This window comes from Bradyrhizobium aeschynomenes (assembly GCF_013178945.1).
GTDB lineage: Bacteria > Pseudomonadota > Alphaproteobacteria > Rhizobiales > Xanthobacteraceae > Bradyrhizobium > Bradyrhizobium aeschynomenes.
In genome coordinates this window covers 84912-105408 of record NZ_JABFDM010000011.1, presented here as the reverse complement: position 1 = coordinate 105408, position 20497 = coordinate 84912, and the positions used below count along the sequence as shown (strand labels likewise).

Annotated in this window: 20 protein-coding genes; 13 read left to right on the top strand and 7 right to left on the bottom strand. The window is 65.4% G+C overall.

What is annotated here, in order from left to right; all coding sequences use genetic code 11:
• The first annotated feature begins 39 nt into the window (after positions 1–39).
• From HL666_RS26830 to HL666_RS26815, 4 genes are all read left to right on the top strand, one after another.
• Complete coding sequence (locus tag HL666_RS26830) at positions 40–1011, top strand: ABC transporter permease (RefSeq protein ID WP_172184502.1); 972 nt, start codon at positions 40–42, stop codon at positions 1009–1011.
• A complete protein-coding gene (locus tag HL666_RS26825; protein ID WP_172114503.1) occupies positions 1008–1847 on the top strand; it encodes an ABC transporter permease in 840 nt (279 codons plus the stop codon). Before HL666_RS26830 ends, HL666_RS26825 begins: the two co-directional genes overlap by 4 nt.
• 3 nt (positions 1848–1850) lie before the next feature.
• Positions 1851–3461 carry an ABC transporter ATP-binding protein gene (locus HL666_RS26820; RefSeq protein ID WP_172184500.1) on the top strand — a complete coding sequence of 537 codons (1611 nt, stop codon included), beginning with the start codon at positions 1851–1853 and terminating at the stop codon, positions 3459–3461.
• A gap of 329 nt (positions 3462–3790) precedes the next feature.
• Positions 3791–3979, top strand: coding sequence for a hypothetical protein (locus HL666_RS26815; RefSeq protein ID WP_172114505.1), 189 nt, complete (start codon positions 3791–3793; stop codon positions 3977–3979).
• A 46-nt stretch (positions 3980–4025) separates the two neighbouring features.
• Here the strand turns inward: HL666_RS26815 and rpsU are convergent, their stop codons facing one another.
• Positions 4026–4349, bottom strand: a complete 324-nt coding sequence (rpsU, locus tag HL666_RS26810) for a 30S ribosomal protein S21 (protein ID WP_172114506.1) — start codon at positions 4347–4349, stop codon at positions 4026–4028.
• A gap of 438 nt (positions 4350–4787) precedes the next feature.
• On the opposite strand from rpsU, the gene HL666_RS26805 reads away from it, so the two are divergent.
• From HL666_RS26805 to HL666_RS26795, 3 genes are all read left to right on the top strand, one after another.
• Positions 4788–4994 (top strand): cold-shock protein, encoded by a 207-nt coding sequence (locus tag HL666_RS26805; protein WP_172114507.1) that lies wholly within the window; start codon positions 4788–4790, stop codon positions 4992–4994.
• A gap of 141 nt (positions 4995–5135) precedes the next feature.
• Positions 5136–5366, top strand: coding sequence for a transcriptional regulator (locus HL666_RS26800; RefSeq protein WP_172114508.1), 231 nt, complete (start codon positions 5136–5138; stop codon positions 5364–5366).
• A 118-nt stretch (positions 5367–5484) separates the two neighbouring features.
• Positions 5485–5733: a hypothetical protein gene (locus HL666_RS26795; RefSeq protein WP_172114509.1), complete on the top strand. Its 249-nt coding sequence runs from the start codon at positions 5485–5487 to the stop codon at positions 5731–5733.
• Positions 5734–5785: 52 nt separating this feature from the next.
• On the opposite strand, the gene HL666_RS26790 is transcribed toward HL666_RS26795, so the two are convergent.
• Both HL666_RS26790 and rpmB read right to left on the bottom strand, forming a co-directional pair.
• Positions 5786–7048 (bottom strand): T6SS phospholipase effector Tle1-like catalytic domain-containing protein, encoded by a 1263-nt coding sequence (locus HL666_RS26790; protein ID WP_172184498.1) that lies wholly within the window; start codon positions 7046–7048, stop codon positions 5786–5788.
• Positions 7049–7393: 345 nt separating this feature from the next.
• Positions 7394–7702 (bottom strand): 50S ribosomal protein L28, encoded by a 309-nt coding sequence (gene rpmB / locus HL666_RS26785; RefSeq protein WP_172114511.1) that lies wholly within the window; start codon positions 7700–7702, stop codon positions 7394–7396.
• A 546-nt stretch (positions 7703–8248) separates the two neighbouring features.
• Here rpmB and HL666_RS26780 point away from each other — a divergent pair.
• The 5 genes from HL666_RS26780 (at position 8249) to HL666_RS26760 (ending at position 15228) form a co-directional block, all read left to right on the top strand.
• Entirely contained in the window at positions 8249–9097 is an 849-nt protein-coding gene (locus HL666_RS26780; RefSeq protein ID WP_376698623.1) for a DUF3108 domain-containing protein, read from the top strand.
• Between the two features lie 472 nt (positions 9098–9569).
• Positions 9570–13118: a helicase-related protein gene (locus HL666_RS26775; protein WP_172184496.1), complete on the top strand. Its 3549-nt coding sequence runs from the start codon at positions 9570–9572 to the stop codon at positions 13116–13118.
• Between the two features lie 24 nt (positions 13119–13142).
• Positions 13143–13448 (top strand): RNA-binding S4 domain-containing protein, encoded by a 306-nt coding sequence (locus HL666_RS26770; RefSeq protein WP_311976457.1) that lies wholly within the window; start codon positions 13143–13145, stop codon positions 13446–13448.
• A gap of 114 nt (positions 13449–13562) precedes the next feature.
• Entirely contained in the window at positions 13563–13901 is a 339-nt protein-coding gene (fdxA, locus tag HL666_RS26765) for a ferredoxin FdxA (protein ID WP_172114514.1), read from the top strand.
• A 502-nt stretch (positions 13902–14403) separates the two neighbouring features.
• Positions 14404–15228, top strand: a complete 825-nt coding sequence (locus HL666_RS26760; protein ID WP_172114515.1) for a CarD family transcriptional regulator — start codon at positions 14404–14406, stop codon at positions 15226–15228.
• Positions 15229–15605: 377 nt separating this feature from the next.
• Here the strand turns inward: HL666_RS26760 and HL666_RS26755 are convergent, their stop codons facing one another.
• The 4 genes from HL666_RS26755 to HL666_RS26740 form a co-directional block, all read right to left on the bottom strand.
• Positions 15606–16610, bottom strand: coding sequence for a hypothetical protein (locus tag HL666_RS26755; protein ID WP_172184494.1), 1005 nt, complete (start codon positions 16608–16610; stop codon positions 15606–15608).
• A gap of 154 nt (positions 16611–16764) precedes the next feature.
• Positions 16765–18231 carry a M48 family metalloprotease gene (locus HL666_RS26750; protein WP_172184624.1) on the bottom strand — a complete coding sequence of 489 codons (1467 nt, stop codon included), beginning with the start codon at positions 18229–18231 and terminating at the stop codon, positions 16765–16767.
• A 48-nt stretch (positions 18232–18279) separates the two neighbouring features.
• The gene (locus HL666_RS26745; protein WP_172184492.1) at positions 18280–19074 is read right to left on the bottom strand and encodes a thermonuclease family protein; all 795 of its coding nucleotides are present in this window, start codon (positions 19072–19074) and stop codon (positions 18280–18282) included.
• A gap of 31 nt (positions 19075–19105) precedes the next feature.
• On the bottom strand, positions 19106–19246 hold the full coding sequence (locus tag HL666_RS26740) for a hypothetical protein (RefSeq protein ID WP_172114517.1): 141 nt from the start codon (positions 19244–19246) through the stop codon (positions 19106–19108).
• Positions 19247–19271: 25 nt separating this feature from the next.
• On the opposite strand from HL666_RS26740, the gene HL666_RS26735 reads away from it, so the two are divergent.
• The gene (locus HL666_RS26735; RefSeq protein WP_172114527.1) at positions 19272–20456 is read left to right on the top strand and encodes an ABC transporter substrate-binding protein; all 1185 of its coding nucleotides are present in this window, start codon (positions 19272–19274) and stop codon (positions 20454–20456) included.
• Positions 20457–20497 lie beyond the last annotated feature (41 nt).

The following is a 20497-nucleotide window of genomic DNA, read 5'->3' as shown; positions in this document are numbered from 1 at the left end:
GCCTCATCCTCCTGCCGAGCCGACCACCACGGGCCATTCATGCTCTCCTTCATTGCCCAGCGCGTCGTGAAGGGCGTCATCGTCCTTCTCGCCATCATCGTGCTGAACTTCTTCCTGATCCGGCTGGCGCCGGGCGACCCTGCCGTGGTCATGGCCGGCGAGGCCGGCGCCTCCGACCAGATCTTCGTGGCGCAGCTCCGCGAGAAGTTCGGTCTGGACCGGCCCTTGCCGGAGCAGTTGCTGATCTACGTCAAGGGCATCGCCAGCCTCGACCTCGGCTTCTCGTTCCGCCAGCAGGCCCCGGTCGCCAAGCTGATCGCCGAGCGGCTGCCGGCGACCCTGCTGCTGACGCTGACGGCGTTCGCGATCTCGCTCGGTCTCGGCATCCTGTTCGGTGTGCTGGCCGCGCGCTTCGCCGGCACCTTTCTCGACACCGCGATCACGGTGCTCGCCTTGATCTTCTACGCCACGCCGCTGTTCTGGATCGCGCTGATCGCAATCCTGCTGTTCTCGGTCTGGGCCGACTGGTTGCCCAGCTTCGGCTATGAGACCGTCGGTGCCGGCTACACCGGCTTGCGCCACGCGCTCGACGTCGGTGCGCATCTGGTGATGCCTGCCGCCACGCTCGGTCTGTTCTTCATGGCGACCTACACCCGCATGACCCGCGCCTCGATGCTGGAAGTCAAGCGGCTCGACTTCGTCAAGACCGCGCTCGCCAAGGGCCTGCGCGACGGGATCATCCTGCGTCGTCACGTCCTGCGCAACGCATTGCTGCCGGTGGTGACCCTGGCCGGCGTTCATGCCGGCACGCTTGTCGGCGGCGCGGTGCTGACCGAGACCGTGTTCGCCTGGCCCGGCATCGGCCGGCTGATGTACGACGCGCTGATCCAGCGCGACTACAATCTCCTGCTCGGCGTGTTCGTGGTCTCCTCGGCGATGGTGCTGATCTTCAATTTGGTCACCGACCTCGTCTATCGCCTGGTCGATCCGCGCATCGAGTACGCTTCATGAGGCAGTTCTGGCGCACCATGCTGCGCAGCCCGAGCGGGATCATCGGGCTGATCATTCTCGTGCTGGCGATCGTGATCGCGGTGGCCGGGCCGTTCTACTTTCCCAATTCGCCGTGGCGGATGGTGCAGCGGCCGTTCGTCCCGCCATTTACGCTGGCGAAGGTGCCGCTCGGCACCGATGCGCTGGGGCGCGACGTGCTCGCGGGGCTGATCTTCGGTGCCCGCGTATCGCTGCTGGTCGGCCTCGTATCGACCCTGGTGGCCCTGGTGGTGGGCGTTCCGCTCGGCGCCATCGCCGGTTATTTCGGCGGCCGTGTCGACGACGCCTTGATGCGCTTCACCGAGTTCTTCCAGACCATCCCGAGCTTCGCGCTCGCCATCGTGCTGGTTGCGATCCTGCAGCCCTCGATCTATTCGATCGTTGCCGCCATCGGTCTCGTCAGCTGGCCGCCGGTCGCCCGTCTGGTGCGCGGCGAGGTGCTGAGCCTGCGCACCCGCGAATACGTCCAGGCGGCCGTCGTCACCGGCCAGAGCAATGCCTGGATCATCTGGCGCGAGATCCTCCCCAACGCATTGTCGCCGGTGATCGTGCTGGCCTCGCTGATGGTCGCCACCGCGATCCTTCTGGAATCCTCGTTGTCGTTTCTCGGCCTCGGCGATCCCAACCTGATCTCCTGGGGCTACATGGTCGGCGCCGGTCGTACCGTCATTCGTCAGGCGTGGTGGATCACGGTGTTCCCCGGCGTTGCCATCCTGCTGTCGGTGCTCGGCCTCAACCTGATCGGCGAGGGCCTCAACGACGCACTCAACCCGCGCCTGTCGCGGGAGGGCAGGTGAGGCATGGGTGATCCCGTCGTTTCGATCAAGAATCTCCGCATCGCGCTGCCCAGGGGTGCCGAGCGCACCCACGCCGTGGACGGCGTCTCGTTCGACCTCACCGCGGGCAAGATCGTCTGCGTCGTCGGCGAGTCCGGCTCCGGCAAGTCGATGTGCGCGCATGCGCTGCTCGGCCTGCTGCCGGACACCGTGAAGGTCGAGAGCGGCGAGATCGCCTTCGAGGGACGCGATCTGCTCTCGGTGGATCAGGACGGCTGGCGCGATCTGCGCGGCCGCCGCATCGCCATGGTGTTCCAGGAGCCGATGACGGCGCTCAATCCGTTGATGCGGATCGGCGAGCAGCTGATGGAGGTGTTCGAGGCGCACGATCTGTTGAGCCCGAAGGAGCGCCGCGCCAAGGCGCTGGCGCTGGTGCGCGAGGTCGGGCTGCCCGATCCCGAGCGCATCATCCGCGCCTATCCCCACCAGCTCTCCGGCGGCCAGCGGCAGCGCGCGATGATCGCGATGGCGCTGGCGCTCGAGCCGGCCGTGCTCGTCGCCGACGAGCCGACGACGGCGCTCGACGTCACGACGCAGGCGCAAATCCTCAAGCTGATCCGCAACCTGCAGGCCAGCCACAACATGGCGGTCATGTTCATCACCCATGATTTCGGCGTCGTCGCCGATATCGCCGACCAGGTCGTGGTACTGCGCCACGGCAAGGTGGTGGAGGAGGGCACGGCGGAGGCCGTGCTTGGCCGGCCGCAGCACGACTACACCAAGGCGTTGCTCGCCGCCGTCCCGTCGTTTGATCCGCCGCCGCGTCGGTCACGTGAGGATGCGCCGCGGGCGCTGGAGGTGGTCGGCCTCGACAAGACCTACGTGACCCCGACCGGCTGGTTCCGGCCGAAGCGCGAGACGCGCGCCGCGCATGCGGTGAATTTCGCGATCCATCAGGGCGAGACGCTCGGCCTCGTCGGCGAATCCGGCTCGGGTAAGTCATCTGTCGCGCGTCTCGTGATGCGGCTGATCGAGGCCGATCGCGGCACCGTGCGCATCGGCGACGTCGATCTCACGGCGCTGGACGGCCGTGCGCTGCGGACGCAGCGCCATCGCATCCAGATGATCTTCCAGGATCCATTCGCCTCGCTCAACCCGCGCCGCAAGGTCGGCCGCATCATCGCCGACGGCATGGTCGCGCGGGGCACGCCGCTCGAGGCCGCGCTGAAGCGCGCGCAGGAATTGTTAGGTCTGGTCGGACTCGATGCCGGCGCCATCGGCCGCTACCCGCATGAGTTCTCCGGCGGCCAGCGTCAGCGCATCGGCATTGCGCGGGCGCTGGCGCTGGATCCGGAGATCATCGTCGCGGACGAGGCGGTGTCGGCGCTCGACGTCTCGGTGCAGGCGCAGGTGCTGCGCCTTCTCGAGGATCTGAAGGCGCGCCTCGGCCTGTCGATGCTGTTCATCACGCATGACCTGCGCGTCGCTGCGCAGATCTGCGACCGGATCGCGGTCATGCAGAAGGGCGAGATCGTCGAGCTGAAGCCGACGGCCGCCCTGTTCGCCGATCCCGAACATGCCTATACACGCGAGCTGCTCGCCGCCGTGCCCGGCCGCAAGCAGGAGGTGGCGTGAGCGTGCGCCGCCGCCGGCGGGACGGTGCGACGAGAAGCACGCCGAGCTTGGTTTGAATGACTTGCAACATAATCGGCGTATTTGGGTTATAAGCATGGAGATCATGAGCACCCGGCCGGGCAATCGCCGAGCGGCCGCGTCGACCCCCGGGGATCGGGTCCAAGAAAGTCTGGTCCAAGAAAGTCTGATCCCGGAATTGGCTGTAGAATTCGGCTGGCGACAACGGATTTGTGCTCCGTCGATCGAGGCCGTCATGGAACGGTGGCGCTCCTGTGCCAGTCCCGCCAGGATGTCGCTGCCGTATCGACCACCTAACGAGGAAGCTCATCATGTCAGAGCGCAAGCCAACGGCTGCCGTGCTCGAAGCTCGCAAGGCCTTCAAGCCGGCCGCGGCGCCAAGGAATGACTATGAAAAGGCGCAGAGCGCCTTCGATCAGAACCGGGAGCGGCTGAAGGCCGAGCGTCTGGCGCGTGAAGCGGCTGTTCGCGAGAGCAAACAGCCGAAAAAGCTGGCGTGACTGCGAGCTTGGTTCACGGTCGCACGGCGGAGCCGCAGCCTTCAGATCAGCTGCGCGGAGCCGCAGAGGCCAGCTGACCCTGGGGTCTGTCGCGGTCTGATCGCGTGGGCGTCGTTGCGGGCAGCGCGCCCGGCCGTGCCATTGGCGCCTTCTTCACCGGTGCCGGCAGCAGTCCTTCACGGATCGCCTGCTTGCGCGCAACCTTGCGTTGGCGCCGGATCGCATCGGATTTTTCGCGCGTCTTGCGCTCCGACGGCTTCTCGTAGGATCGGCGTCGCTTCATCTCGCGGAAGACGCCCTCGCGCTGCATCTTCCGCTTCAGGATACGCAACGCCTTCTCGACGTCATTGTCACGAACAAGAACCTGCAAAAGCGTCCTCCTTGTCTTCATCGAGATCGATGAGATCTTACAGAAGCGTAGTCGACCGCGCGGCGCTGCGGACAGCGGCACGCTCGACACGGCGCTTCAATGAAATGAGTTGCTCAGATTGTGATGAGACATGGTGATCCCCTTCGTGGGAAGGCGGGAGCACGACGCGTCTCTCAGCCACCGGTGGCCAAGCCGTTACCGGTGGTCCCGCGAAGATAAGGGCGATCGGCTGATATTGCCAGCGCGCCGACTCGCCCGCATCGGCTTCCGCAAACTATATTTCTCTCGCGGCCTTGTAATCCCACGGAAAGTCTCTACCTTCAGGAGGTTCGATTAGCCGCTGTGCCTTTCTGAATGTGCCTGTTGGCTATTTCCAAAGTCATTGCTCAGTTGAATGAGATCGCGTGATGGTCGCGCGATGAATGATTGGAGATAGACATGCAGGGTACCGTCAAGTGGTTCAACGGCCAGAAGGGCTTTGGCTTCATTCAGCCGCAGGATGGCGGGAACGACGTGTTCGTTCACATCAGCGCCGTTGAGCGCGCTGGTCTCGCTGGTCTGGCCGAGGGCCAGAAGGTTACTTTCGACGTCAAGACCGACAAGATGCGCGGCAAGACCAGTGCGGAAAACCTCGCGCTGGTTTGATCGTACTGATCTGACGTCTTGTTGAATGCCTTGGGCCATTTCACGGATGTACTGAAATGGCTGGTTTGCCCGCTCGATCCTGTATTGAGCGGGCTTTCTGCGTCTCGACGACAACCTGCAGCTTCGGAAGGATCAGTCGCGATGGCCACCAAGAAGACGTCGGAGCGCTCTCCCGAAAGTATGGCACGTGCAGAGCGCCAGCGCGTTGCCGCGGAAGATGGAGCAAAGGCGCGCGCCGAATGGGATCAGCGTGCCGTTGCCGTCCGCAAGAACATGGAACGGCTGCGCGTGCTGCGGCTCGCGAAGGAAGCGGAGGCCGCGCAAGCCCCTCCTGATGCGGCACCGAAGCGGCGAAAGAAGGTCGCGCGCTGACAGGGCTGATTGTTGGTTCCGATCGGCTGCGTCGTTGTGAATCGGAACTTCAATTCCGCTGCGCGATTTCGAACAGTGTTCCGCGTACAGATCCGACCTTCCGACCGAGGAGGCTGACGTGGCCAAGTCGACCGCAACAGACGTTCGCATTGCCAAGGACGACACCCCCGACGGCGGCCATACGATCGCTTTTGCGCTTGCGATCGGGGCAACGCGGCAGGTCTGTCACCTGGAGACCTGCTTCTGCACGCGCAATCAGGCGTTCGCCTATCTGCAGAGGAACCGCACGACGTTCGAGCAGATGGCGCGCGAGCAGTTCGCTCGCGGAGAGGTCAAGGACGGCGTCATTCATCTGCGCATGATCTGACGCAATCCGCATCGGTGGCGTGCGGCTGCATGGCACTGACGCGTCTGCGCTTTTAGTCCGCCTTCTGCTTGACCGGCAGCGCCACGCGCTCATAGGACGACGGCAGATTGACCGGCCGATAGTCCTTCGACTCGGCGATCCGCATCAGCACGCTCTCGTGGATGAAGGCGCCGTCGGGGATGAAGCGCGGCTCGCAATTCGGAATGTAGAAGCCGAAATGCACCTTGCGCTCCGGCCATTCCTTATACTTTGCGCTCTTCGGAAGCCATTCGAGCAGGCGCCAGGCGGGCGTCATCGAGTTGTGCAGCGGGCCCTGGATGCTCGGCGCCACATAGGAGAACGGGCTTCTCTTGCGCTGCACGCCCCAGGCCAGCTGGTTCACGGTGCGCGGATTGACCGCGAGCCCGGCCTCGACGGCCTCGTCGAGCATCCAAAGCAGCGGATATTTCGAAGCGGCCGACTGCGCCTCAGGGTAGCCGCCGCCAACGTCGGAATGCACACCCGCGAACCACACCTGCTTCGCGTCCTGCGGTCCCGCCTGCGCCTTGTTGAAGCGGTTGGGCGTGAAGGTCTGCGGCATGTCCCAGGGTTTCAGCCGGAACATGCAGCGCCGCTCGTCCATCGCCGCCGCCTGACGGAAGATCCTGACGCTCGGATTCTGGATCGTGAAGGCGAGCTCTTCGAGGCTCGGCAGTGCGAACAGCCGGTCGGTGCGCGGCACGATCACGCTCGCGACAGTGTCCCACACGCCGACGAAATGAATGGTCGGCCAGCGCGTTGAAGTAATGCGCGCGAACTGCGCGGCCTGATCCTCGCGGCTCTCGGGGATCGGGCCTTCCTCCTCGGTGCTCTCGACCTCGGCGGTGATGCCGCGTCCGGCCTTCGGATTGTCGGAGGAGTATTTCTTGTAGGCGATGACGCCCGATCCGGCGAGATTGATCTGATCGGGCGAGATCAGCCCGACCTTGTGGATCAGTCCGGCCAGCACGCGCACGGTGTAGGCGCCGCGCGAGAAGCCGAACAGGAAGATGCGGTCGCCGTCCTGATAATGCGTGGCCAGGAAGCAATAGGCGTTGATGACGTTGTCATCGAGCCCGTATCCGGTCGCGAGCCCGAGCACCAGATTGAAGTTCGCCTTGAAGCGGTGCCAGCTGTCGGGCTGCGTCAAGGTGCCGACGCCGGGATCATAGAACACGGCCTGATGCGGCGTCGTCTTGTCGGTCTTGCGCAGGCAGCGATACAGCTTGAGGACGTTCGAGATGTTCTCGCTGATCTCGTTGCCGGTGCCGTCGCAGCAGATGACAATATTCTTCATGGCAAAGGAATGTCCGCAATAATGCTACCGCAGCGAGTGTAGAATATCCGGCTGGCGTTGGGGAGGCCGGTCGGCATGACACTTCGTCTCTATTGTCGACGCCGATATGCGGCATTCCCTGTCGGCGCGCATCGTTGACCGATGTGCGAACGCTTGATCACGAGGCGCATCGGGAAATCCGCCGAGTGCGCGACATCTCCGACGCAATGTCATCGCGTCAGTCGCAAATGAGCGCGTCAGCCGCAAATGAGAAAGGCCGGATCTCGCGATCCGGCCGTTTCGTCGTCTCAATTCGCTAGAGCCTAGCGCAGGATGCACCGAGCTTGGCGATGAAGCTATCGCCCTTCAGCTCGCCTTGGCGACCGGCGCTGCGTCGGCGGCCTTCTTCTCGATGGCGCGCTTCAACTCGAGGGCGCGCGGCGACAGGGTCGCGGCGTTGGCCTTCAGCAGATAGGCGTCAAGGCCGCCATTGTGGTCGACGCTCTTGAGCGCGTTGGTCGAGACGCGCAGGCGCACGTTGCGGCCGAGTGCATCCGAGATGAAGGTCACGTTGCACAGGTTCGGCAGGAAGCGCCGCTTGGTCTTGATGTTCGAATGGCTGACCTTGTGGCCAACCTGGGGGCCCTTGGCCGTCAGTTCACAGCGCCGCGACATGGCAATAAATCCTCTCTCATCCCCGCACCCTTCGTCCGCTCGTGTCGGCGGGCCGCGGGGGTCCAAAACTCGTCCAGCTCGTCTCTGGGAGATGCGGTCCTATAGGGGGGATGCGGCTTTTCGTCAAGGTTTTGAAGGTCGCGGCAGATACAGACGTTCTGACCCGTCCGATCAGGGGGGCCTGGGTCTGTGCAGCCGCCCGATCGGGTCAGGGATCGCGGATCAGCACAAAAGCAGGCGTATAATCAACGGTGTAGCCGGCAGTTTAGACCATATAAAGGGCGCATTCGGACGGGATGGATGGTGTCCCGCGGCAGTCCCGAACGCCAGAAAGGCGGCATGCTGGCGCGGTCCGGCGGTCCGCGCGTGATTCCGGCAGGATCTCGGACGACCGCTTTTGGAGGCAGTTCTGGCGCAAAGCGCTGGACAAACCGCCATTGTCGGACGGTTCGCGTTGTTCGAAGGCGTTTTTGGCTTAAGTAGCAAGGACGGCACGCCGGAGGCATCCGGCGCTCTGGCAGGCGGATCGGCAGGATCAATCCTCACGTGACCATCATCTCGGCTTCCTCATTCCTCCCCCGTCGTCTGGTCGCGGCCGGCGCCGCGGTCGTCGTTTTGCTGGTGGCGCAAGACGCACAGGCGCAATCCCGGCTGGATGCACAATACACGGCCTCGCTGGCCGGTATTCCCGTCGGCAAGGGCACCTGGGCCATCGAGATCGGCGACGAGCAGTACGGCGCCTCGGCGCAGGGCGGCACCGCCGGGCTGCTCAAGAGCTTCTCGCAAGGCTCGGGCTCGGGCTCGGTGCAGGGGCGCGTCGTCAACGGCGTGCTTGTTGGCCAGAGTTACCAGGCATCGACCACCGCGGGGAAGAAGTCGGAACAGATCCGGATCAATCTGCAGAACGGCAATGTGAAGGATTTCGCCATCGAGCCGGCGCCGCCGGTCGATCCCGATCGCATTCCGGTGACCGATGCGCACAAGCGGGGCGTGCTCGATCCGATGACGGCGTCGCTGGTGCGCGTGCCCGGCAACGGGGAGCTGCTGTCCCCGGACTCGTGCCGCGGCGCTGCGCCGGTGTTCGACGGACGCATGCGCTACGAGCTCAAGCTCGATTACAAGCGCATGGAGAACGTCAAGGCCGACAAGGGCTATCGTGGTCCGGCGCTGGTCTGCGCCGTCTACTTCACGCCGGTCGCGGGCTACATTCCGGACCGGCCCGTCGTGAAATACCTGGCGCAGGCCCGCAACATGGAGATCTTCTTCGTGCCGCTGGCGGGCACGCGCATCCTGGTGCCGTTCCGGGTGGTGATCCCGACCTCGTTCGGCACGGCGATGCTCGAGGCGACCTCCTTCATCACCCAGGCCTCGCCGCACGTCGCCAAGACGCAATAGTGCGGGGCTCGCGCGCGACGCGCGGGCTGCGATGCAATCCCTTCATCGGCTCACGCGTGCCGGCTCGTGCGACGCTCGCGGGGAGGGCCATACGACCGTCGGCGCGCCTGAACCATGGCGGTCGTGAATCCGTTTGACTCTCCGCCGATTCTGATTCGACTCGGGAGTCACGACAATCGGCCCCGGTTCCATCGCGAAAGCGTTGCTTGTCGAGCCCGCGAAAACTTGATCTAGTGCCGTCTTGATCGCAGAGCGCGAGATGTTGCGGTGAACGAAGCCGGAAAGACGAGGGAGTCAGCGATTCCTTCGTGATTCGTTCTCAAGGCGTTCCGAAGCTTAAGCTGCGTCCCTATATGCGTCACAATGTGAGACAGGGGTGAGCATCGCAGCCTCGCACAGAACCGAGAATTCCGCAGTCATCGCGCGTGAACGGCGCGCCTCCAACGCCGGCTTCGAGACCCAAATTTAACGAATGGCTTTTTCGTCTTCTTCGGCTGCCTCGCCCTTCGAGCGCATGTCCGACCGTGCCCCAGGAAGCGGCGTCACCGCCGTGCTCGGTCCCACCAACACCGGCAAGACGCATCTTGCGATCGAGCGCATGCTCGCGCATTCCTCCGGCATCATCGGCCTGCCGCTGCGGCTGCTCGCGCGCGAGGTCTACAACAAGATCGCCGATCGGGTCGGCAGCGAGGCCGTCGCGCTGATCACCGGCGAGGAGAAGATCAAGCCGAAAAATCCGCGCTACTGGGTCTCGACCGTCGAGGCGATGCCGCGGGACCTCGACGTGTCCTTCCTTGCCGTCGACGAAATCCAGATCGCATCCGATCTCGAGCGCGGCCACGTCTTCACCGACCGCATCCTGAACCGCCGTGGCCGCGACGAGACGCTGCTGCTGGGAGCGGCGACGATGCGCCCGATCATCGAGCGGCTATTGCCGGGGGTCTCGATGGTGACGCGACCCCGGCTGTCGCAACTCGAATTCGCCGGCGATCGGAAGATCACGCGACAACCGCGCCGGACGGCGATCGTCGCCTTCTCGGCCGATGAGGTCTATGCGATTGCTGAGTTGATCCGCAGGCAGCACGGCGGCGCGGCGGTCGTGCTCGGATCGCTGTCGCCGCGCACGCGCAATGCGCAGGTCGCGATGTTCCAGAACGGCGACGTCGACTATCTCGTCGCCACCGACGCGATCGGCATGGGCCTCAATCTCGACGTCGATCACGTCGCTTTTGCCTCCGACCGCAAGTATGACGGCTATCAGTTCCGCCGTCTGACGCCGTCCGAATTTGCCCAGATTGCAGGCCGGGCGGGGCGCGCAACGCGTAACGGCACCTTCGGCACTACCGGGCGTTGTGGTCCCTTCGAGCCCGAGCTGGTCAACGCGCTGCAGAACCACGCCTTCGATACCGTGAAGATGCTGCAATGGCGCAATTCGAAGCTGGATTTCGCCTCTCTCAGCGCGTTGCAGGTGTCGCTGGCGGTCGCGCCCGGGCATGAGGCGCTGACGCGCGCGCCGATCGCCGAGGATCTGCGCGTGCTCGATCACGCCGCGCGCGACGCCGAGGTGCGCGACATGGCGCATGGCGCCGCGGCGGTCGAGCGTCTATGGGAAACCTGCCAGATCCCGGACTATCGCAGGCTGTCGCCGGCCGCGCATTCGGAGCTGGTGACCACCGTGTTCGGCTTCCTGATGCAGAAGGGGCGTATTCCGGACGCCTGGTACGCGGCCCAGGTCGATCAGGCCGACCGCGTGGACGGCGATATCGACACGCTGTCGGGGCGGATTGCACAAATTCGCACCTGGACCTTCGTGGCCAACCGGCCAGATTGGCTGCGTGACCCGGATTATTGGCAGGGGATTACCCGCGAACTCGAAAATAAATTGTCAGACGCCCTTCATGAACGGCTCACGGAGCGTTTCGTTGATCGTCGTACCAGTGTATTGATGCGGCGCCTGCGGGAGAACAGTGTTTTGAATACGGAAATCGGCAAGACCGGCGAAGTGATCGTTGAAGGGCACGCGATCGGCCGCCTCGATGGATTCACCTTCGCCCCCGACGCCGCCGAGGCCGGCTCCGAGGCCAAGGCCTTGCAGGCTGCTGCCCAGAAGGCACTGGCCGGCGAGATCGAGGCGCGCGCCGAGAAGCTGTCCAATGCGCCGGACGAGCACATCGTGCTGACTGCCGACGGCACCATCCGCTGGACCGGCGACGCCGTCGCCAAGCTCGTCGCGGCCGACGACGCCCTGCATCCGCGCCTGCGCATCATCGCCGACGAGCGGCTCACGGGGGCTGCCCGCGACAAGGTGCAGGCCCGGCTCGACCTGTGGCTCAAGACCCATATCGAAAAGCTGCTCGGGCCGCTGTTCGAACTGTCGAAGGCCGAGGACATCACCGGCATCGCCCGCGGCATCGCGTTCCAGCTGGTCGAGGCGCTCGGCGTCATCGAGCGCACCAAGATCGCGGCCGAGATGAAGGATCTCGACCAGCCGTCGCGTGCGGTCCTGCGCAAATATGGCGTGCGCTTCGGCGCCTATCACATCTACGTTCCGGCGCTGCTCAAGCCGGCCGCGCGTGCACTGGCCGCGCTGCTGTGGGCCGAGAAGCAGGGCAATGTCGACATGTCGGCGCTGACCGGAGCGCAGCATCTGGCGAGCTCGGGACGTACCTCGTTCCCGGTCGACAAGGCGCTGCCGCGCGACGCCTACCGCGTGCTCGGCTACAAGCAGGCCGGTGAGCGCGCGGTGCGCGTCGACATCCTGGAGCGGCTTGCCGACCTGATTCGTCCTGCTCTGGCCTGGCGCGAGAATGCGCAGGGCGAGAAGCCGGCCGGCGCGTTCGACGGCCGCGGCTTCGTGGTGACCCAGGCGATGACCTCGCTTACCGGCTCGGCGGGGGAGGATTTCGCTTCCATCCTGCGCGCGCTCGGCTACCGCATGGACAAGCGCCCGCCGCTGCCGCCCAAGCCGGTCGATGAGAAGCCGGTGGCTGAGACGCCCGTGGCTGAGACGCCCGTCGAGGCTGCTGTTCAGGTGACTGCGGCTGAGCCGGCAGAACACGAGAACGCGCCCGGCGATGAGGTCGCAGCGATTGCCAGCGAGCTGGCCGACGAGCTGGCTCCCACCGTCGCAGAGGCCGCGGTCGCTCCGGTGATCGAGCAGGTCGTCGCTGTGCCGGAAGCTGCCGGTGATGTGCAGGTCGAGACCGCGCCGGCGTCGGCCCTGGCCTCGCTGCCGACCGTGGATTTCGTCACGCCGGACGCAGCCGAGGAAGCCGCTGCAGCCGAGACGGTCCCCGCGAGCGTCGACGCTGCGGCCGAAGCCGTGGCGGCGGACGCGCCGCAGCCGGAGGCCGCTGAAGCTGCTCCGAGCGAGGCTGCGAGCGCGGGCGATACTCCCGCGAGCGCGACGGTTGCCGAGTCTCCCGCTGCCGAAGCGGCGCCCGCGGCCGAGCCGGTCCTGATCGAAGTCTGGCGGCCCGGCGGACGCTCGGAGGAGCGCAGGCCGCGTCACGACCATCATCAGCGGGGCCGGCACAATCGTCCGCAGCACGAGCGCGGGCAGGCTGCTGGCGGCACGCCAGCGCCTGCAGGCGCTGCGTCGGCGGAAGGCGGTGAGGCACGCGAGCGTCAGCATCGCGGTCATGGCCGTCGTGACCGCATGAAGGAGTTCGGCAAGGACTTCCGCAAGGGCCCGCCGGAGAGCGGTGCGGCTCCCGCAGAGGGCGCATCGGCGCCGGCACGTGAGGACCGCGGTCCGCGCCGCGATCACGATGCCAAGGGGCGCGACCAGAATCGCGACCGCAACAAGGGTGGCAAGTTCGGCGGTGATCGCGAGGGACGCGGCGGCCGCGACTTCGGCAAGGGCGGTCGCGACAAGCGCGACAGCGGCCCGGCGCTGCGACCCTATGCGTCGAGCGGCGGGGGCGGTCGTGATCGCGACCGGCCGGTCGATCCGAACTCGCCGTTCGCCAAGCTCGCCGCGCTCAAGGAGCAGCTTGCGGCGAACAACCGCAAGGACTGACCGGCAGTCCGGTTGGCCGTATCGATCGGAAGGACAACGCCCACGTCTGACACTCCGTCAGAGCGCCAGCGTCTCGACAAATGGCTGTGGCACGCGCGGCTGGTCAAGGCTCGCACCAGCGCCGCGGCGCTGGTGTCGTCCGGCCACGTCCGCGTCAACGGCGTGCGCGAGACCTCGCCTGGACACGGGGTGAAGACCGGCGACGTGCTGACGATCGCGCTCGATCGCAGCGTCCGCGTGCTCAAGGTGACAGGGTTCGCCGCGCGCCGGGGGGACGCAGCATCGGTGCGTGGACTGTATGATGATCTCGACGGCGCTGAACGAAGCTGACGGGGTTGCGCCTGCGCAACTCCGGTTCAGTTCTTCGTCCTGCTTCCCTTGCGGCACACCACATCCTGCGCTAGTGCAAGCCTGCCGATTTATCGATCCGTTCCGGAGCCCTGGATGACTTACGTCGTCACCGAAAACTGCATCAAATGCAAATACACCGATTGCGTTGAGGTCTGCCCGGTAGACTGCTTCTACGAGGGCGAGAACATGCTCGTCATTCATCCGGACGAATGCATCGATTGCGGCGTGTGCGAACCCGAATGCCCGGCGGACGCGATCAAGCCCGATACCGAGCCGGGGTTGGAGAAGTGGCTGGGCGTCAATGCCGAATACGCCAAGTCCTGGCCCAACATCACCCAGAAGAAGGACCCGCCGGGCGATGCCAAGGAGCACGACGGCGAAGGCGGAAAGTTCGAGAAATATTTTTCGTCGAAGGCCGGCGCCGGAGACTAGCGGGTCGCGTGGCAACCGGCGCTCGCCGAGCGCCGAGCAGGCTGGCCGCGGGACGTCAGCTCGATCGGAATGCCACGCGGAAACAATGGCCTAGGAGGCATCCTGCGGTGCGGGAACAACCCGTGCAGGAGTGTTCGATTCTGGCACGCTTCACTTAACCCTAACTTCGCGGATCCGTCACAATACCGCCCCTGGAGCCTCTAAATCATTGATTTTTGCGGGAAATGTGCTATATATGGCACATTCTCAGAGCCGAACCCGGCCATGCGTATACTTTTTTGGCCGCCCTTTTAGGTTCCCGCAACATCAAACAGGGGCGTGGCAGTTCCGCGCGCAGGCTGTGTCACAGAAAACGCGTAAAAAGAGTGCTTCCAAGAGTACAAAAAAAGCCGCCGCGGCGAGCCGCAGCGTTTCCAAGGGCCGTGCCCGCGCTCCTGTAAAGGAGATTCGGGCTGCCGCAAAGGCCTCGGCTGCCAAGTCCACCAAGAACAAAAGAAGCGCAATGCCTGAAAAGACTGCCAAGACTGCCGCGAAAGCATCCGCCGCGAAGACCACTCTTGCAAAGGACTCGGTTGCGAAGGACTCTGTGACGAAGACCGTGACTGCCAAGGCGGCTGCTGCGCCGAAGGCCACCAAGACCGCCGTACCGGCTGCTCCTGCTCCCGCCGCCAAGCCGGCGGCTCCCGCTGCGGCCGCGCCGCGCGTCGAGGAGAAGAAGCTGCCGACCCAGCGCCAGGGCTTCAAGACCAACGAATTCGTCGTCTATCCCGCTCACGGCGTCGGCCAGATCCTGGCCATCGAGGAGCAGGAGATCGCGGGCGCCAAGCTCGAGTTGTTCGTCATCAACTTCATCAAGGACAAGATGACGCTGCGCGTGCCGACCGCCAAGGTCGCCAATGTCGGCATGCGCAAGCTGTCCGATCCGGCGCTGGTCAAGAAGGCGCTGGAGACCCTCAAGGGCCGTGCCCGCGTCAAGCGCACGATGTGGTCGCGCCGCGCCCAGGAGTACGAAGCGAAGATCAATTCGGGCGACATCGTCGCGATCGCCGAGGTCGTGCGCGATCTCTATCGCTCGGAGTCGCAACCGGAGCAGTCCTACAGCGAACGCCAGCTGTATGAAGCCGCGCTCGATCGTCTGTCGCGCGAGATCGCCGTCGTGCAGCACTCGACCGAGACCGAGGCCGTCAAGGAGATCGAGACGCAGCTCGCCAAGAGCCCGCGCCGCGGCGCCAAGACCGAAGCCGACGCGGTCGCCGAGGGCGATGCCGACGCCGAGGGTGACGACATCGACGGCGACGACACCGCCGTGGCCGATGAAGCCGCCTGATCGACCGTTCCAGCGTTTTCCAATTAGTTGCTTACGAAAGCCCGGCCGCGAGGTCGGGCTTTTTGTTTGGGGCGCTGGTCGAAGCGCGCAAGCGTGCCGCCCTGGTTGCTCCGTCCATTTGTCGTCACCGCGCGTGGGTTGGCGTTTTGACACTGCGTGTCTCCGCGAAATCGGTGTCGTCCCCGCGAAAGCGGGGACCCATAGCCACCGGCTCCTGCGAGAGAGCGCGCTGGAGCTCCAGCCATCGCACCTCTTGCACTTGTTGTGGTTATGGATCCCGGGTCAGCGCCCGGCAACGCTGGCGCGTTGCCAGCCTTGCCGGGGATGACGGTCAATGCTGAGAGGGCGCTCGCCGCAAAGCACTGGCGCTGGCGAGTCTAGGTGGCGGCCTGTGGCTTCAGTCGGATGATCCTGATCGGCCGCAGCAGCAGCGCGTTCAGCTCCGGCATGCGTGCGGCGGGCATGCGGCACGGCGCGGCTTGTTCGGTCCACAGGTCCAGGGACTGCCAGCCGACGCTGAAGATTGCGAGGGCTGCGGCGTCGGTCCGCTCAAGCCTGGCAAGCTGCTCTGGCAACGGTCTCGCGGGATCGTAGTCATCCAGGATGAGCTGAGGTTGAACGACGGGCGGCAGCGCCCGGTAGCCGGCCTGTTCGATCCAGGCGAGGCCCTGGCTGTCGACGGCGCAGCAAAACGGCATGCCGCCGAAGCCGCCACCGCACAGCCCGGTCTCGATCCACCAATCGTTCTGCCAGTCCTCATAGCCGAACAGCATGCCCTCTAGCCGCTCGAAATACTCGTTCCAGCCGCCGTTGGCCCTCGACGCAGCCTCCCACACGAGTTTCATCGCGGGAATGCGCCACTCCTCACTCTTGGCGGTGAAGTAGACGCGCCTCGTCCCCTGATGGCTGCCCGCCTTGGTCGGCTCATCGCCGAACGGCTCAAGCTTGACCTCCTTGTGCAGCCGGCCGGCCGCGACCCAGTGGTCGAAGCGATGCTCGCCGGGAAAGCTCATCGGTGGGTAAGGCTCGGCGAAATGCGCCAGCTTCTTCCGGCCGTCGAGCAGCAGCGGCAGCTCGTAGCCGGTATGGATGAGATAGGGCGCGGTCTGAATCGGCCGGACGCGATCGACGATGAATTCGCGATCGGGAAAGTCGAGCGCATCCCAGTCGAGGCTGATCCCGAAGGCCTCGCAGAGCTTCAGTGCCTCGGCGTCATCGAGCTGGAAGCCCATCCGCTCGAGTTCCGCTTCGCTGCCGGCACCGACCAGGCGGCAGAGCCGCGCCCGATCGGTGACCTCGAAGCGGGCCTGCAGCACCGGGCACCATTGCTCGCGGTCGAACAGGGACAGCAGAAACAGGTCAGGTGAGGAGGGCGCAGTCATGACGTCAAAGCGTCGCAGGGCGGTTGCGCCAGCGCCAAGGAGTTTGTGGCGCTCGGTGGGGTGGCGGGAAGCCGGCTACGTCCGCTTCGTCGATCGCTTGCGGCGCGCCGCCAGCCGAGCGTGCCGCAGGGAACGAGGGAGGCGATCCGCGCCGTCACTCCACCACGATCTTCACCCGGTCGCGGACCTTGACCTGCGCGCGGGCGTCGAGGCCGTTGAGAACGCGGAAGCGTTCGATCGGGCGGTCGACGCCGGTCATGCGGTGAGCGAGGGACTCGACCGTGTCGCCGGGCTGCACGGTGATGACTTTGATGCGCAGCGGACGGGCGGACTGGATCTCCTCCAGGCTGAGCCGGCGGAACGAGTTGACGGTCTCGCGCGCGTTGCGCTCGCTCTCGGTGGTCTTCTGGCGCGAGGCGAAGATGAAGCGGTAGACGTCGCTGCCGACCCGCAGGGCGTAGACCTTGAACTGCCAGGGATCGCCGCTCGCCGTCGTCGCGGCCGCCGGGAAGCCGTTGATGGTGAGCTCCTCGGTCGCCGACTTGTCGACGTTCTCCATCCAGCCCGAATTGAGATAGTCGCCGAGGGTCTGGCGGGCGGGCACGCGCACCACGTCGAAGCGCATCGCCTGGGCGCCACCCTCGCGCACGCCTATGACGGCCTGCGCGGTGTTGTCGAGCGTGAAGTTCTCCGGCGCCTGGAAGGTGAAGCCGAGCTTCGGATGCAGGAAGCGCCGGCCGCGCACGAAACCCTCGCTCGGGTCCTCGCCGTAGACGATGTTGTCGACGGCCGCGAGATAGGTCTCGCGATCATGCTCCCGCGCCTCCGGCGAGATATACTGTTTGGCGATCGCTGCGGCGTTCTGCACCCGCTCCGGCGTCGCCGGATGCGACGACAGGAAGTCCTGCGCGCGCGGGTCGAGCGCGACCTTGCCGGCCTTCAGCTCGGCGTTGCGCTCCATCGAGGACAGGAAACGCGCTGCGCCGTAGGGATCGAACTTGGCCTTGGCCGAGATGCCGACGCCGATGCCGTCGGCCTCGAACTCCTGGGTGCGCGAAAAGCTGGCCATCGTCATCTTGGTCTTGGCCAGCGCCAGCGCGGTCAGGTCGGGGTCGTTGCCCATGTCGGAGACGACGCGCGTCACGACGGCGGCCTGGCGTGCCTGGTCCTCGCGGATCGCGGCGTGCCGCGCCAGCACATGCGCCATCTCATGGCTCAGCACCGAGGACAGTTCCGAGGTGTCGTTCGCCAGCGCGATCAGGCCGCGCGTGACGTAGAGCTGACCTGTCGGCAGCGCAAAGGCGTTGACCGCCCCGGAGTTCAGGATCGTGACCTTGTAGCCCTGGTCGGGACGATCAGACGCCGCGACCAGCCGATCGACGATCTTTCCGATCAGCCCTTCGAGCTGGGGGTCTTCATAGGCGCCGCCATAGGTTGCAAGAATGCGTTCGTGCTCGCGATCGCTGGCCGGGGTGGTCTGCACCATCGCCGGCTTCGGTCGCGGCGTCGGCATCGGCGCCGTCGCCTGCTGCAACTTGCCCATGTCGCTGCAACCCGACAGGGCCAGCCCCAGGCACAGCAAGGCCGGTGCGATCCGCGAACCGCAGCTCATCGCCGTCATGCGCCTTCGAACAGACAGGTTCACGTCGCTACTCACGTACCACCGCGGTCAATTTCCGCTCAAAATCTCGATCTGCGCGATCTGCGTCAGTTCCAGTCTCGGACCCGCATGCGCCTCGATCCAACCGCGCACGCGAACCTGCCGATTCGCAAGTGATTTGACGTCGATGCCGGCACCTTCCAATACCGCGACCATACGCTTTGGAATAATCACAGCGAAGCCCCGTGTCCAGCTACGAGCGAAGTTCAGATAAGTTGTTGCCCCTGTCTGTCGTACGGACAACACCTTCCCTTCGACAACCGTAAATAGCCCAACGCCAGCCAAAATATCGTCTGGACTTTCCGCGTTTTTTATGACGGTCCCCATCTTCCAAACGCCGCGCCGTGCCGTGCGCGCCTCGGCCTCCGCCGCGCCCAGGTCGAGGGCGCAATCGCGGTCCGGCAGGTCGATGCCGCGGAGGACGAGGCCCTGCCGGAGCAGCTCGCTCTGCACCGGCTGGCCACCCCCGGGAACGAAGGCAAAGGCCCGCTGCCGGCCGTAGCGGTCGGGCGCATCGTCCTCGCCGCGGAGCACGACGTCGCGGCCGCGCAGCAGCGTGCCGAGCGCATCCATCGCCGCTGCGCTCTGCTCCGGCGGCGCCTCGATGCCGGCGAGCCTGACCTCGCGGCCGTCGCTGAGGCGGATGCTGCGCGCGTCGACGATCTCGCCGACATGCCCTTCGCCGAGCTCGGCGAGCACGCAGGATGCGGCATGGCTCATCGGCACGGTCGCGCAGGTCGCGAGCAGCATCAGGCCGAGGCGATGGAGCGAGTCTCTGCAGTCGGACTTGCGTGCACGCGTCATGCTGCATCATCGCACGAAATGCCCATTCCACTCAGCGGAAAACAGCGGCGTGCAACGCCTGTTGCAGGCGCTTGCCGCTGACGTGCGCGTGCGCCATGATGCGAACTATCAACGAGGCCGTCGCCATGTAGCGGCGTTGCCCGGCAGGGAGGTAATTGATGAGCAGGTCCATCTGCGGCGCAGCGGCGTCGCTGTTCATGCTGGCTTCAGCGCTCACGCTGTCCGCAACCGCAGCCCATGCGCAGAGCAAGCCGCCGCTGAAGATCGGCGGCATCCTCGACATGTCCAGCCTCTACGCCGACATCACCGGGCCCGGCAGCGAGGCAGCCGCGAAGATGGCAGTGGAGGATTTCGGCGGCGAGGTGCTGGGGCGCAAGATCGAGGTGATCGCGGCCGACCATCTCAACAAGGCCGATCTCGCCGCCAACATCGCCCGCGACATGCTCGACAACCAGGGCGTCGAGATGATCTGGGACGTCGCAGCCTCCGCCACCGCGCTCGCGGCCGGCGAGATCGCGAAGGCGCGCAACAAGATCGTCATCTTCAACGGTCCGGGCTCCGTTCGGCTCACCAACGAGGCGTGCGGGCCCTACACGGTGCACTACGTGTTCGATACGTTCGCGCAGGCCAACGTCACCGGCCTTGCCGCGGTGAAATCCGGGCTCGACAGCTGGTTCTTCCTCACCGCCGACTACGCGTTCGGCCAGGATCTGGAGAAGGACACCACCAATGTCGTCGTGAAGTCGGGCGGCAAGGTGCTCGGCAGCGTGCGCCATCCGCTCAACACTTCGGACTTCTCGTCCTTCCTGCTGCAGGCGCAGGCGTCCAAAGCCAAAGTTGTCGGTCTCGCCAATGCCGGCGGCGACACCATCAATGCGATCAAGCAGGCCGCCGAGTTCGGCCTCACCAAGAGCGGACAGAAGCTCTCGCCACTGCTCGCCTTCGTCTCCGACATCGACAGCGTCGGACTGGAAACAGCGCAAGGGCTGCTCGTCGCGGAAGCGTTCTACTGGGACCTCAACGACGACACGCGCGCCTTCGCCAAGCGCTTCATGGAGCGCACCAAGCGCGTGCCGACCTCGGCGCAGGCCGGCGTCTACTCCTCGGTGACGCACTATCTCAAGGCCGTGAAGGCCGCCGGCACGACCGATGCGGACGCCGTCATGAAGCTGATGCGGTCGACCCCGATCAACGACATGTTCGCCAAGGGCGGCCGCATCCGCGAGGACGGCCGGATGGTGCACGACATGTATCTGTTCGAGGTCAAGAAGCCGTCGGAGTCGAAGGGCAAGTCCGACGACTACAAGCTGCTGGCGACCGTGACCGGCAATGACGCGTTCCAGTCGCTGGAGGCCTCGCGCTGTCCGCTGGTGAAGAAATAGTCGTCGTCATCGCGAGGAGCGAAGCGACGAAGCAATCCAGG